Below are 12,846 nucleotides of genomic sequence, written 5' to 3'. Positions count from 1 at the left end.
CTGCCGGACAGAAACACCTAGCGAAACCTGCAATCATCTACCACTTAAAAACATTGAAACGATACTATTCGATTAAGGTCAATGCCAAAGTATACCCATCTATTGAAACGCCATCTAAAACCTGCAACCGAGTTTCGACCTACAAAGGTAGGGAAAAACCAAAAAGAATCCCGATTATTTAGCCATATATAGGTGAAGCGGAACAAGCAGCCTCGAATCGCGCCTGGGTCCACCGCAAAAGTTTGGAATTGTGGTTGTGTTGGTATGAAGGATGGTGGAGGACTAGTAGGTGCTCCAGCAGTCTGTCCTCCTCCTGGTATCCCAGGTTGACCTCCAGGAAAACCGGATGGACCTCCACCTGGGAATCCTCCAGGAAAACTGGATGGGCCTCCACCGGGAAAACCTCCAGGGAAACCACCAGATGGGCCTCCACCTGGGAATCCCCCGGGGAAACCGGGCATATTAAATCGTTCATCATATTCATCATATTCATCGTATTCGTCATATGGCGGATAATAAAAGTTCATGTTCATGATTCCTCCTCAAAAAATTCTTCTGTATACTATATGGATATTAGTCTAGTCTGGACTGGGCGGATGAAGTAAAAATTTATTTGGTGTAGTGTTTTACCCTGATATTCGAATACTATGAATCCCTCTTGCGCTCGTTTACAGGTGGTATTACAGCACTATTTTACGAAATGTTGTTTTAGGATAACCCGAAGTGTTCTGAGGACATGACCCGAAAATTGGCTTCTTGTTTTCATTCGTCACGTATGAAGGTTATTATTAATAATTCAATCTAATTAGACAAATTGTAACCTTTTGAGACATTACTGTTGTGAATTAAACACGATTATAGTACGATAGTAAAGATGTTTGTTTAATACGTTAAAGGAGCTTTAGTAATGGAATCAATATCAAATGAATTGCTCATTGAAGCATACTATAAAGCAACGCAAATGAAATTGGATAATCAGTTCATTCATTTAATCAAAAAGGAATTAAGCGAACGTTCCATATCAGTAGAAGAAACAACGGATAACTATCGGTTTGACAATGGCAATTACATAAAAAATAAACGGACATTATCTTACTGAATAATGGAATGGCTTTTTGAACCTTCACCTAAGGATTCACAAATGCAATACACCTAATCAACAACTTACCAACAAATAAAAAGGAAGCAACATTCCTGCTTCCTTTTTATCTCCTATTAAACTTGTTTAAAATGAGACGGATCTTTTATCCGTTTTTAACCGTTCACCTTTTTAGCATCTTTGATATATTCACTAAGGACATCGGCTAATGCATCTGCTGTATTTTGTAATTCTTTACTATCGTTATCTACACCACCAACTTCGATTACTATGGAACGGTTGGATAAATCTTGATTATAGACCCCGTCTCCTTCTGATTGATCTTTTTTGAAAATACCACGGCTGATTCCAGGGTACCTTTCTTCTATTTTGTCATTTAAGTCTTTGGCAAACTGTAAATTCTCTTCATAACCTTCATGAGCGACGCCAACTATAAAGAATAATTTTGCATATTTCTTCCCTTTAATATCGGTTGTTGTGACATCTTTTCGTTGTGCATCCCGGTGGATATCGATAAAGTAGTTGAGTGATTTGTTGGATGCCATAGCCTTTTCAACCGTCTCCCTGGAAAATCTGTAGGCATCATAGTAATCCCATCCTTTGGCATGCAATCCAGCTGTAACGTTGGTTGTATCATGTGCAGTATTTATTCCTGCATCTTTTAGATTATTGGCTAGAATAGATCCGACATAAAAGACATTTTCCTTATTATCGGTACTTGATGCCTCGCTCAGTTTTCCTTTTTTGCCCATTAAAGGAAAAAAGGCTTCCCATGCATGGCTGTGATAAATAAATACTTGTTTCGGTCCTGTGCTGTCAGTATCTTTATCCGATTCAGGCTGGTCCTCTTCTGGTTTATCTTTGTCTTCTTCCAACAGTTTATCAAAGTCTGGTGGTGGTGATTCGATAGGCATACTAGCGACATCATCGCCACTTCTGGAGATGTTAATGCCATGAGCATACGATTTTAACCCGGGTAATTCTACCTCCAATAAACTCGTGAAATTGCTGGGAGTAATCCCCGAGGTAACTTTAAACAAGACATGTGACAGATTTGGTGGTTCAATATCATTTTCCTCCAAGTTTGCTTTTAATGTTGGGATTTCTGTACTCATCATTAAGAGCAGTGTGTCGGTAATGGTATCTGATTGAGTTAACTGACCAATGAAGTCAGATTTGAAGTAGTTGCTCTGATTCGGCTGTGTTACGACGAAAATAAAGGACATGAGAATGACGATGCTTACGAAAATAACTAGGATACCTTGTCTGATCTTCATATAAAAATCCTTTCTAGTATGTCTTTATAAAAGGATATGCTAGATTTGGGTGAAATAGACTTCATTTATTGTGGTTTTATAGTAAGGGGAGATTAATTGATAGAATGGCAAGAAACCCTCATTCATAGATGGGTTGGAATGAGGATTTCTGAAGTTAATGATTATGCATAGCTTTTTTCTAGTTCATCGACGAGTTTACCAACATAAGCGACAGCAGAACGGATTGTATCCGGGTTTTCCATGTCCACACCAGCTTGTTTTATTAACTCCAGTGGTTTCATGGTGCCGCCGGATTTTAACACGTTTAACCAGCGGTCTACAGCCGGTTTCCCTTCTTGTTGAATCATTTGCGCGACTGTGGTTGAAACAGTTAGTCCGGCAGAATAGGTGTACGGATAAAGCCCCATGTAATAATGTGGCTGGCGCATCCAGGTTAATCCGGCACCATCATCGATTGTAACGTCTTTGCCCCAGAAGTTTACAATCGCTTCTTTCTTTTGGTTGCATAACACATCGGCAGTGATTGGGGTGCCAGCATCAGCAAGTGTGTAGATCCGGCGCTGAAATTCTCCTTCTAATAGATGAGTAATAAAATTATGATAGTACGTGCCGAGCATTTGGCTGATGACCCAGCGCCTCATTCGTTTGTCGTCTGTTTTATGCAAGAGATGATTGCCCAACAATAACTCATTTAATGTTGATGGTGCTTCAATAAAATATGTTGATGGTCTCGTGTTCACAAGGGATTGTTCTTTATGGGCGAGATAAAAATGTCCGGCATGCCCCAACTCGTGGGCAAGCAAAAACGTTCCCCGCATCATATCGGTCCAGGTCAACAAAATATATGGGTGCGTACCATAGGGACTGGAACAAAACGCGCCGGTTGCTTTTCCCACATTATCTGCACGGTCAATCCAACGGTCGCGTACCGCTGTTTCGATCATATCACTATATGCTGGTCCCATTATTTGTAAAGCCTCGATAATCGTCGCTGTTGCTTCTTCGTACGTTGTTTTTGGATTAAACGATGGATCAAGTGGTGCTTTTAAATCACAAAAACGCATTTCCATCAAACCAAGATCTTGCTGCTTTAATTTAACAAATCGACGCATGCTTGGGGCAAGTTCTTGTTGAATAATGTCCAATTGATTATTGTACATATCAGGTGTGACTTGTTGTTCATGCAATAACATCTCTGTTGCCGAACCATACCCACGCAAACGTGCCATTGTTACATGTTTGTTAACCTCGGTTGCATATGTAGCTGCATACGTGTTTTTATATCGATTTAATGTCTGGATAAAGGAATCATAAGCATTACGACGAATGTCTGTATCCGCGGTGATTTCATAGCGATCTTCATAGAGTGCTGCTGACATGGGCAGCTCATTTCCGTTTTGATCCTTGATGGGTGCAAACGCCATGTCTGATGACTTGCTACGTTCATAAATCATATATGGTGCATCATGTACTTCACTTAATGCAGCCAATATTTCCTCAATTTCCGGTGCAAGGGTATAAGCTTTACGCTCCAATTTATCCTCCAGCATTTTTCCGTATGTTTTTAATTGTGGTTCCTCTTGTAAATATTGGTCAATCGTGTGCTGGGATAATGTTAATAATTCGGAATCAATAAATGATAATTTTGCTCCGATTGTGGCTAATACGGAGGCTGTTTTTGCTGAATTGGCCTGATTTTGCGGGTCACTGCCATCACCACTTAGTTTCAGATTCGCATATGTCGCAATACGAATGATACGCGCTTGTAACTCCTCCAGCTGTTTTAAGCATGCAGTAAGTGTTGCCGCGTTATCTGTTACTTTCCCTTTGAATGGAGTGATTTGATCCGCTGTTGATTGAATGGTTGTTAATGCTTCTTCCCAGTCATGTTCTGATGTAAATAGATCACGTAAATCCCATGTTTGTTCCACAGGGACTTCTGAACGTTTTAATCGTTTTTTAGTAGTCGTCATATGTACGCTCCTTCCGATTATCATGTTTTCCAGTAACTAGTATAATACAAAATGAACAAGAATGATATGACTTTTCAGAAAAGCGATGTGGTGAGAAGGAGGAGATTACAGTAATTTATTTTGTGATGTCCAAAAAAAATAAACAGCCGAAGAATAGCTGCTTAACTCATTTATCCCACATGCGGGAAAGCTGTTATCTGATTGTTTTTGCGGTGTGTTATACTACAGAATTAATACCGTATCGTTTACCGTGCTGGATGATCACATTCGTCACAGACATTACCGTAGCAATCCGCTTTTTCTTCGATATCCTGACCACAACGCTGACACTTCTTCTTAGGCAACTTTTTAAAAAACTCAACGATGTTATCCATGTTCATCCCCCTTTGTTATAGTAACTGTATTGTATTACAACAGTATGCATTTTGTCAATAGTGTGTTACAACAAAATTATTTATAAAAGTCATTCTCTTGTGAAAGTAAATGGTTTCACAACCGTGCTGATAAAGGTTTTTTCGGTATAGAAAAGATCACTTTTTTAATAAAAATTTTAAATAGCATTGTTTGATCTATTCTTTTGCTTGCCTGTTCGGTTTGCATTACAATGAAAGTAGGACTTTTGTACAAGAAAAATGAGGAGGATACGTTAGAATGAAATTTATTGATAACAAGGGAATTACCGATCCAAGCGTAAATCTGGCGCTTGAAGAATATGTGCTGCAGAATTTTGGTGAAAAGGATACATATTTACTATTTTATATTAACCAGCCATCGATCATTATTGGCCGTAACCAAAATACGATTGAAGAAATTAATACAGACTATGTTGATAAAAATGGAATCAAGGTGGTGCGCCGTCTGTCTGGTGGTGGGGCGGTATACCATGATGAAGGAAACTTGAACTTCAGTTTTATTACCAAAGATGATGGGGACAGCTTTCAAAACTTTGCCAAGTTTACCAAACCAGTTGTCGAGGCACTGAATAAAATAGGGGTACCGGCAGAATTAAAGGGCAGAAATGATTTGGCAGCTGCAGGCCGAAAGATTTCCGGGAATGCGATGTTCTCGACAAAGGGTCGGATGTTCAGTCACGGGACATTGATGCTCGATTCGGAAATTGAAAATGTGGTAGCGGCATTAAACGTAAAACAAGAGAAGATTGAATCAAAAGGGATTAAATCGATTCGCAGCCGTGTCGCAAACATTTCTGAATTTCTCGATGAAAAGATTACGATGGACCAGTTTAAGGAATTGATTTTGCGCTACATTTTTGATGTGGACGATGTAAAGGATGTACCTCGTTATGAGTTGACTGAGCAGGATTGGGAGAACGTCTACCAAATTTCCCGTGACCGCTATCAAAAATGGGAATGGAACTATGGTAAGTCTCCATCGTTTAACGTACAAGCCTCATATAAATTTCCGGCTGGTCTTGTCGATGTTCGCTTAGATGTTAACAAAGGAATCATCGAAAACTGCAAAATTTATGGGGATTTCTTTGGCATTGGTGATGTTTCGGAACTGGAAAAACGTTTAATTGGTGTTCGCCATGAACGGGCGTCTATCGAGAAGGCGTTGGCTGATGTGGATGTATCCCATTATTTAGGGAAGATATCAAAGGAAGATTTGCTGAACTTGTTATATTAATTTATTTTCCTTGGGCTGTTGAAGTTAATGCTTTGGCAGCCTAATTTTTATAGGTATGGGGTGTTTTTGCCGAATGCCCCAAAAAGGTCAGTTCAGAATACTGTTTTTTTGAACCAGTTCATTCATTTAATCCTTCCCTAAAAAGCATAAAACGGGTGCGAATCAGGAATAAGAAATGGATATTCGCCTATGGTCTATGCTAGAATAAGCCTAACTTTATGTTGGAGGATGAACCATGGAAATTGGAACAATAAATAGATCAGATTACTATGTATTATCACCATTGAATAAATAATTGGTGGAGTGGGCGACAAATGTCAAACATGGTACCGAAATTATTTTTTGATCACTTTAACGACTCAAGTTTTATTGCTGAGGAAAATTAAAACAATCCATTGCTATCATTTACAGATTTTCCGAACGGGAAAGCCCACTTCTTTAGGTGTGGGATGAGAGTGAGGTCGGATAAGAAGTACCACTTAAACTGAATGGTTTTGTGGTGCTTCAAGTATCCGAAAGTTTCACTCTTTTTTGTTGTATATTCGTTACAGTTAATCGAATAAAATGATACAATAAATTTATGAATGAATATAGAAGAAACAACACAACCATATCATTAATCAACTATCATTTTGTTTTTTGTCCTCGATATAGAAGGAAAATATTTCTTCGTGCTGATGTGGAAGAACGTTTCAAGCAGTTGGTATAAGAAATATGTGAAAAACTTAGAATTGTCATTGTCGCTTTAGAATGTGACAAGGATCATACATATATGTTTCTCAATGCATTGCCAACGCTTAGTCCAGCGAATATCATGGCGAAAATCAAAGGAGTGACTTCTAAAAAATTGAGAGAGGAGACAACGCATCAGATGCAGCAAAGAAAAGATCAATCTTGGATTAAACAGTATTGCTGAACTTTTTGATATACGAACGGATTATCTAATGGGAAGATCCGCCGATCCAGAATTAACTGCAAAAGACGAAAAAGACATTGCAAAGCGTATGGAAAAAATGAGGAATGATTTAAAAGAAGGCAAAGGCGATGGACTGAATTATATGGGCGAACCCATGAGTGAGGAAGCTATTGAAACACTTTTAGAAGCACTTGAACATGCAGAACGCATTGCGACTTTGACGAATAAAAAATACACCCCTAAAAAACATAGAGATAAAGATTAGTTTAAGGGGGGTCAATTATGTGGATAAAAGAGATTGTGATAAAATTAGTAAAAAAATACGGAACCAATGATCCATTCGCAATTGCTTCTGCAAAAAATATTTATGTAATTGAACATAATCTTCATGAAGAAATATACGGCTTTTATAAATATATAAGAAGAAATAAGTTCATTTACATAAATTCAAATTCACAACCAGAGGTTAAACGCTACACTTGCGCCCATGAATTAGGGCATTCAGAAATACACCCCAGATTAAGCACACCTTTTTTAAAAAGACGCACATTGTTTTCCGTTGATAAAATAGAAACCGAGGCCAATCAGTTTGCGGTCGAGTTGTTATTGCCCGATGATGAACTTTATAAATTAAGCGATACCAATATGACTATTAAAGATGTAGCAGGTCTCTATGGCATTCCTAGTGAGGTTTCGCATTTAAAGGAATTTAAATAAAACACGGTCTATTGAGATCGTTTTATTATAGATTTGATATAGTTATATATTACTAGAGGGGGCATTTTAATTGAGTGAAGAAAAAAAGAAAAAGAAGGAAAGTATATCGGAACAAGCGACAAAGGCATTAGAATCCCAATATATCAAAGATGGGAATACACTTTATCGCGTGTCTGGAGTTACTGTAAAGGAAAAACGTCTAACTAATTTCTTTGCAGCATTTGACCAGGACGGAATTAAAATTTATGAATTTACGAGCGAAAAAGAATTAATATTTCATCGATCAATTGATTGGTCGGATTGGAAAGATGTAAAAATTGATCATTTTGCATTAAAATCCATCTTTTCATTTAGAAGTGACGATAATCAAGAGGAATTTATTGTTTCCGATGGTTCTGGAAAAGAAGTTGAAGAGCTTATTCGGAAGCATACAAAGATTCATGTAATCAATCAATCTCGGAAATGGTACCAAAAAATTCTAGGGTTCCGTTCAGGAAGTAAATGGAAAATGATCACTGCTAGTTTGATATATTTAGTTATCATTTTCGGGATAATTGGTGCATTTACCGGAAACGACGAAGAAAAAGCATCTGGTGAACCGAAACAAGAAGTTGAGAATGAAGAAGCTAAACCCGTAAATAAAACTGTAGACAAAAAAGAGGAAGCCAAAAAGGCCAAGGAAAAGAAAGCCGCTGCTGAGAAGAAGAAAGCTGCCGAGAAGAAGAAAAAAGATGAAGAGAAAGCCGCAGCTGAAAAGAAGAAAAAGGAAAAAGCTAAGAAAAAGAAAGAAAATAGACCCATAGATGAAAAACTAAAGGAAGATAATAAAAATATAGTGAGTACGAATTTAGATGACGATGGTAATTTAAAAATAGAATTTGATGGAGACGATTCTTTTAGTGTGAACACTATGGTGTCAAATCAATCAATGAACGCGTTGGAAGCAATGAAAATAGCTTTTGGTGACAAAAAAGTAAACAAGGTTACTGCTGTTGTCACAGGTACAATGACTGACACGAAAGGAAATGAATCCAAAGAAGAAGTTATTTCAATAACTTATAACAGGGATACCTTTGAAGAACTAAACTACGATAACTTTCATAAAATGGCTTATGGCGAGGAATGGCGCATCTATAATGAGTCGGATTATTACTATTTTCATGTTGGTGTTTACTATGATTTGAAAGATAAAATTAAAGATAATTTAGCATACGGCGCTAATAAGGTGAGTTAGGTGTACAATCACGTACACCCTCTTTTACACAATTAAACAGAACCTACGTTCCCCGATTTAAGGGGGTGAAGCATGATGCAGAAGGAATTTGATCCAGGAAAAACAGTTAAAATCCCTGTTTATTCTAGCATCAAATTAATAAACGGGATACTTATCTATGAGTTAGAAGGATATGAAGACATTCCTGTTGGTCTTTTAACCGATCCAACAGAACAATAGGAGGGATTCGCATGGCAAAAGGACATGCTAGACCGCGTGGTAACGGTAAATGGCAATTAGAAGTTGATTTAGGCAGTTATACAGACATAAATGGTAAAAGAAGACGGAACAAAAAATATAAAACGATTGATGCAAAAGGACAACGGTATGCAGATGAACAACTGATCCAATTCGTTGCCAAAGTCACTGGAAAAGGATATTTTGAGCCGCAAAAAATAAACTTTGTGGACTTTGTGTACAATGAATGGCTGCCAAAATGTGCAAAAAGGAGATTGGCTCACACTACATTAGAAAGACATATTTATTACTTGGAGTTGCGTATCCTACCGGCATTTCAACATTTACGGCTGGACCAAATAAAACCGGCCCATATTATTAATTTTCTTCAAAACTTAGAAGAAAAAGGAATGCGTTCAGATGGCAAGGAACTAGCGAGTTCAACTATTTTCTACCATTATAGGATTTCCTCATCTTCAGCACTTGTCAAGTCTTTGGACACGTTCTTATTTTGTATCAACCGCGAAAAATGCATCGAGTGAAACTATTAAACGCTATGTTGAACAACAAAAAACAAGGGGGTGAATAGCATGTCGCAAACGATAACAATTAAAATTAAACTACTTGCAACGAAAGAACAGTCTTCTATTTTGTATGAGATGAGCCAAACGTATATCTCTACCATCAATACGCTTGTATCTGAAATGGTCAAGGAAAAGAAAAGCACGAAGAAATCAAGCAAGGATATTCATATTCCTCTACCAAGTGCAGTGAAAAACCAAGCAATTAAAGACGCTAAAAGTGTTTTCAAAAAAGCGAAGAAGAATAAATATGAAGTTGTTCCCAATTTAAAGAAGCCTGTCTGTATTTGGAACAATCAAAACTATTCCTTTGACTCCACCCATATTTCAGTGCCCATTATGGTTGGTGGAAAAGTAAAGAAAACTCCAATTCGTGCTTTATTGATTGATAAAGATAACCGTAATTTAGAGTTGATTAAACACAACAAGTTAGGTACACTACGCATAACGAAAAAGTCAGGTAAATGGATTGCCCAAATTTCCATCACGCTCCCTACAATCGAAAAAACAGGTACAAAGATAATGGGTGTCGATTTAGGACTTAAAGTTCCTGCTGTTGCAGTAACAGACGATGGTAACGTACGATTCTTTGAAAATGGCAGACAAAACAAATTCAAAAAGCGAGTGTTTCGTTCAAAGCGTAAAATCTTAGGAAAAAAGAAAAAGATAAACACCATTCGCACGCTCGATGATAAAGAACAACGTTGGATGAAAGACCAAGACCATAAGGTTAGTCGAGCAATTATAAACGTTGCAAAAGAAAATAACATTTCCGTCATTCGCTTAGAACAGTTGGCGAATATTAGGGAAACGACAAGAAACAGTCGTAAAAACGAAAAAAACTTGCACACATGGTCATTTTATCGTCTATCACAATTCATTGAATACAAAGCAAAGTTAGAAGGCATAAAGTTGAATATGTAAACCCTGCCTACACCAGTCAAACATGCCCAAAGTGTTCTACAAGAATAAGGCAAAAGACAGAAAATACAAGTGTACATGTGGATTTGAAAAACATCGTGATTTAGTTGGTGCAATGAATATTCGTTATGCACCTGTGATTGATGGTGGTAGTCAATCAGCCTAAGATGCTATATGCACTGTCTTAGGAGGGGCAATGAGATGCCCTCATCTTGAAGGCTGTTCAAAACAGAAATGGACTGCGAACGCATAGTCATTCAAGAATCCCACCCGTAATATCGTAAGGTATAGGGCTTGCGGCTTTAGCCGTGGGAGTCTCAAAGAGATGCTTCGTAATTGGGTTCAAAAACTTAGGTTATCACCGTATCGAGGCTCATATCAATGTAGATAATACACCTTCCATTCGATTAATAGAGCGTGTAGGAATGGTTTATGAATGCACGAGAAAGGGATTTATTTACGAGTTTGGTGACTGGACCATAAGGCTGAGGAAATATTCATGGGGGAATTAATGATGGCGATTAAAAAAGCATATGGTTATGTAACAAGAGTTAAAGAAGGCAGAACGCAAATATTGGTATTCCGCCATCCTGTTACTGAAGCTGGCATACAGATCCCCAAAGGTACTATAAAGTCCAAAGAAAGCACTTATAATGCAATAATTAGAGAAATTAAAGAAGAAACAGGATTGAAAAACTTTGAGATTGAAAAGCTAATTGCAGAAGATTATTGGGAAAATGATGATGGTATTATACATAATAGATTTTTTTACAAAATAAATGTATCAAATGTTCCAGACAAGTGGGATTACGAACCAACAGGTGGAGAGGATGAAGAAGGGCTAACTTTCCATTTTTTTTGGATTTCTTCGGAGAATGAGGTTAAACTCATTCGGGGACACGGAGATTATTTAAACCTCATTTTTAATTCATGTTCGTCTAAAGGGCAATAATCTGGAATTTTTAATCAAAGTGCCATTGTTCAATCAGAAAGTGGGGACATCTCAACGTATCATGCTTGTTGTTCTCTCCGTAATTAGCAATGAAACGTTTCAAATTGGGAATAAAATTAAATTGGGATACGATAGCATTATCAAGAATCAGATCCTGCCCAAATCAATACAATTTCAGTTGAATTGACCGAGTAATGAGCCAAACATTTTCAGGGAGTCTGGGCAAAACCCCCCATATTGAACATTCTCAAAAAAATGTAAGGCCAAAGGAAATATCTTAATTTACTCTAAAATAAAGATTTTTTTAAGAAAAATGTCTTTTTGGGTATCTTTTTACCTATAAATTTGGTAAATTAGTAATAGTCCTCTTTCTAATTCATGGAACAATTATAGGAAGGAAGTAATGTAAAAATGGAAAATAATTATTATTTTAACCCAACTTATGAAGTGACGCCGCTAACAATGGCGGTATTGGTACATCGTGATGAATCCGGAAAGGTGTCTGCGCGAATTTTGGAAGAACAGGATGAATTTATTGTAAGACAATCACCGACCAAAATTATCGATTATGCATGCAAGTTTTTCGGTGCAAGTCTTAAGGGCCGCCAAGATGGAACCCGGGATATATGTGGCATTACACATAAGGCTCCGATCTCGATTGACCCTGCAAGCGGCATGTATTTCTTTCCAACATTTTCACCGTCAAGTGCCAATTGTTCCTGGATTGCCCATTCGCATATTGACGAAGTGTATAAGGTAACAAACAGACAGACGGAAATAGCATTTAAAACAGGTAAAAGGGTAATTCTTGATGTTTCCGTTGGTTCCGTATTAAATCAGATCCAGCGAACAGCTCAATTTCGCTATCTTCTCGACAATCGAATCAGGTATTTGCAGAAGCACTCGGTTGAAATAGTGGCAGAGCCCTATGCATAAGCTCATGGATGATGGCTTCAACTTTTTTTCGGATGGCTGGATTAAAATAATTGCGTTTTTCTTCACGGCCTTCGCACAAGAAAAGGTAGGACGAAAAGGAATCATTCTTATTTAAGGTGACAACTTTCATGTGTTTTTTCCTCATTACATCCCGTAGCTTACGTCGCTCATTCATTGCTTCAGTAGTCATTCTATCCAGGAGTTCCATATACGGCTCTTTTATCTTGAATGAACCTGATTCAATTGTTTGCATATCTTGTTCCATAACAATCAATGCCATGGACAGAAACAAAAAGCGTGAAGCCACTTCGATTTCCTCATCACTTAGATAACGCATCATGAATCTCCTCCGATGAAACATTTGTTCTATTTAATTA

General features: G+C 37.7%; 14 protein-coding genes and 5 pseudogenes. 14 read left to right on the top strand and 5 right to left on the bottom strand.

The features are described 5' to 3' along the window. Positions 1 to 44 precede the first annotated feature (44 nt). Positions 45 to 527 (bottom strand): hypothetical protein, encoded by a 483-nt coding sequence (locus tag ABRT01_RS02330; RefSeq protein WP_269409706.1) that lies wholly within the window; start codon positions 525 to 527, stop codon positions 45 to 47. A gap of 380 nt (positions 528 to 907) precedes the next feature. On the opposite strand from ABRT01_RS02330, the gene sda reads away from it, so the two are divergent. Continuing rightward, positions 908 to 1,099 carry a sporulation histidine kinase inhibitor Sda gene (gene sda / locus ABRT01_RS02325; protein WP_367746219.1) on the top strand — a complete coding sequence of 64 codons (192 nt, stop codon included), beginning with the start codon at positions 908 to 910 and terminating at the stop codon, positions 1,097 to 1,099. A gap of 155 nt (positions 1,100 to 1,254) precedes the next feature. Here sda and spoIIP read toward each other — a convergent pair whose 3' ends face one another. The 3 genes from spoIIP to yhfH all read right to left on the bottom strand — a co-directional run bounded on the left by spoIIP (position 1,255) and on the right by yhfH (position 4,723). Then, on the bottom strand, positions 1,255 to 2,376 hold the full coding sequence (spoIIP, locus tag ABRT01_RS02320; RefSeq protein WP_269409705.1) for a stage II sporulation protein P: 1,122 nt from the start codon (positions 2,374 to 2,376) through the stop codon (positions 1,255 to 1,257). A 161-nt stretch (positions 2,377 to 2,537) separates the two neighbouring features. After that, positions 2,538 to 4,349 carry an oligoendopeptidase F gene (gene pepF / locus ABRT01_RS02315; protein ID WP_367746217.1) on the bottom strand — a complete coding sequence of 604 codons (1,812 nt, stop codon included), beginning with the start codon at positions 4,347 to 4,349 and terminating at the stop codon, positions 2,538 to 2,540. Between the two features lie 245 nt (positions 4,350 to 4,594). Then, the gene (gene yhfH / locus ABRT01_RS02310) at positions 4,595 to 4,723 is read right to left on the bottom strand and encodes a protein YhfH (RefSeq protein ID WP_269409703.1); all 129 of its coding nucleotides are present in this window, start codon (positions 4,721 to 4,723) and stop codon (positions 4,595 to 4,597) included. 277 nt (positions 4,724 to 5,000) lie between these two features. Between yhfH and lplA the strand changes: the two genes are divergently transcribed. The 13 genes and pseudogenes from lplA (at position 5,001) to ABRT01_RS02245 (ending at position 12,469) form a co-directional block, all read left to right on the top strand. After that, positions 5,001 to 5,996 carry a lipoate--protein ligase gene (gene lplA, locus ABRT01_RS02305; protein ID WP_269409702.1) on the top strand — a complete coding sequence of 332 codons (996 nt, stop codon included), beginning with the start codon at positions 5,001 to 5,003 and terminating at the stop codon, positions 5,994 to 5,996. Between the two features lie 235 nt (positions 5,997 to 6,231). Then, positions 6,232 to 6,379 (top strand): annotated as a pseudogene (locus tag ABRT01_RS18345) (GNAT family N-acetyltransferase); the annotation flags it as partial. A gap of 197 nt (positions 6,380 to 6,576) precedes the next feature. After that, a pseudogene (gene tnpA / locus ABRT01_RS02300) lies at positions 6,577 to 6,906 on the top strand (IS200/IS605 family transposase); the annotation flags it as partial. Positions 6,907 to 6,940: 34 nt separating this feature from the next. Continuing rightward, a complete protein-coding gene (locus tag ABRT01_RS02295; RefSeq protein WP_269409701.1) occupies positions 6,941 to 7,177 on the top strand; it encodes a hypothetical protein in 237 nt (78 codons plus the stop codon). A gap of 17 nt (positions 7,178 to 7,194) precedes the next feature. Beyond that, entirely contained in the window at positions 7,195 to 7,629 is a 435-nt protein-coding gene (locus tag ABRT01_RS02290) for an ImmA/IrrE family metallo-endopeptidase (protein WP_269409700.1), read from the top strand. Between the two features lie 70 nt (positions 7,630 to 7,699). Then, the gene (locus ABRT01_RS02285) at positions 7,700 to 8,863 is read left to right on the top strand and encodes a hypothetical protein (RefSeq protein ID WP_269409699.1); all 1,164 of its coding nucleotides are present in this window, start codon (positions 7,700 to 7,702) and stop codon (positions 8,861 to 8,863) included. 72 nt (positions 8,864 to 8,935) lie between these two features. Beyond that, entirely contained in the window at positions 8,936 to 9,082 is a 147-nt protein-coding gene (locus tag ABRT01_RS02280) for a hypothetical protein (protein WP_269409698.1), read from the top strand. Positions 9,083 to 9,093: 11 nt separating this feature from the next. Beyond that, a pseudogene (locus ABRT01_RS02275) lies at positions 9,094 to 9,465 on the top strand (tyrosine-type recombinase/integrase); the annotation flags it as partial. 97 nt (positions 9,466 to 9,562) lie between these two features. Then, a pseudogene (locus ABRT01_RS02270) lies at positions 9,563 to 9,664 on the top strand (transposase); the annotation flags it as partial. A 5-nt stretch (positions 9,665 to 9,669) separates the two neighbouring features. Further along, positions 9,670 to 10,747, top strand: a pseudogene (locus tag ABRT01_RS02265) (RNA-guided endonuclease TnpB family protein). 142 nt (positions 10,748 to 10,889) lie between these two features. Continuing rightward, on the top strand, positions 10,890 to 11,093 hold the full coding sequence (locus tag ABRT01_RS02255) for a GNAT family N-acetyltransferase (RefSeq protein WP_439649400.1): 204 nt from the start codon (positions 10,890 to 10,892) through the stop codon (positions 11,091 to 11,093). A 2-nt stretch (positions 11,094 to 11,095) separates the two neighbouring features. Further along, positions 11,096 to 11,533, top strand: a complete 438-nt coding sequence (locus ABRT01_RS02250) for an NUDIX hydrolase (RefSeq protein WP_367746214.1) — start codon at positions 11,096 to 11,098, stop codon at positions 11,531 to 11,533. Positions 11,534 to 11,944: 411 nt separating this feature from the next. Further along, positions 11,945 to 12,469 carry a competence protein ComK gene (locus tag ABRT01_RS02245; RefSeq protein WP_269409696.1) on the top strand — a complete coding sequence of 175 codons (525 nt, stop codon included), beginning with the start codon at positions 11,945 to 11,947 and terminating at the stop codon, positions 12,467 to 12,469. Here the strand turns inward: ABRT01_RS02245 and ABRT01_RS02240 are convergent. Then, positions 12,417 to 12,806: a YhjD family protein gene (locus ABRT01_RS02240; RefSeq protein WP_269412579.1), complete on the bottom strand. Its 390-nt coding sequence runs from the start codon at positions 12,804 to 12,806 to the stop codon at positions 12,417 to 12,419. The two genes, ABRT01_RS02245 and ABRT01_RS02240, sit on opposite strands and share 53 nt — an antisense overlap. Positions 12,807 to 12,846: the final 40 nt, after the last annotated feature.

The sequence above is a fragment of the Lentibacillus sp. L22 genome (assembly GCF_040812445.1).
Lineage (GTDB): Bacteria > Bacillota > Bacilli > Bacillales > Amphibacillaceae > Lentibacillus_C > Lentibacillus_C daqui.
Note: the sequence above shows the minus strand (reverse complement) of the source record. Positions and strands in the feature narration are given on the sequence as shown.

What these genes read in the sequence shown, in the direction of transcription:
- ABRT01_RS02330 (WP_269409706.1), bottom strand. Translation starts at nt 527, where the DNA reads ATGAACTTTTATTATCCGCCATATGACGAATACGATGAATATGATGAA.
- sda (WP_367746219.1), top strand. Translation starts at nt 908, where the DNA reads ATGGAATCAATATCAAATGAATTGCTCATTGAAGCATACTATAAAGCA.
- spoIIP (WP_269409705.1), bottom strand. Translation starts at nt 2,376, where the DNA reads ATGAAGATCAGACAAGGTATCCTAGTTATTTTCGTAAGCATCGTCATT.
- pepF (WP_367746217.1), bottom strand. Translation starts at nt 4,349, where the DNA reads ATGACGACTACTAAAAAACGATTAAAACGTTCAGAAGTCCCTGTGGAA.
- yhfH (WP_269409703.1), bottom strand. Translation starts at nt 4,723, where the DNA reads ATGGATAACATCGTTGAGTTTTTTAAAAAGTTGCCTAAGAAGAAGTGT.
- lplA (WP_269409702.1), top strand. Translation starts at nt 5,001, where the DNA reads ATGAAATTTATTGATAACAAGGGAATTACCGATCCAAGCGTAAATCTG.
- ABRT01_RS02295 (WP_269409701.1), top strand. Translation starts at nt 6,941, where the DNA reads ATGGGAAGATCCGCCGATCCAGAATTAACTGCAAAAGACGAAAAAGAC.
- ABRT01_RS02290 (WP_269409700.1), top strand. Translation starts at nt 7,195, where the DNA reads ATGTGGATAAAAGAGATTGTGATAAAATTAGTAAAAAAATACGGAACC.
- ABRT01_RS02280 (WP_269409698.1), top strand. Translation starts at nt 8,936, where the DNA reads ATGATGCAGAAGGAATTTGATCCAGGAAAAACAGTTAAAATCCCTGTT.
- ABRT01_RS02250 (WP_367746214.1), top strand. Translation starts at nt 11,096, where the DNA reads ATGGCGATTAAAAAAGCATATGGTTATGTAACAAGAGTTAAAGAAGGC.
- ABRT01_RS02245 (WP_269409696.1), top strand. Translation starts at nt 11,945, where the DNA reads ATGGAAAATAATTATTATTTTAACCCAACTTATGAAGTGACGCCGCTA.
- ABRT01_RS02240 (WP_269412579.1), bottom strand. Translation starts at nt 12,806, where the DNA reads ATGCGTTATCTAAGTGATGAGGAAATCGAAGTGGCTTCACGCTTTTTG.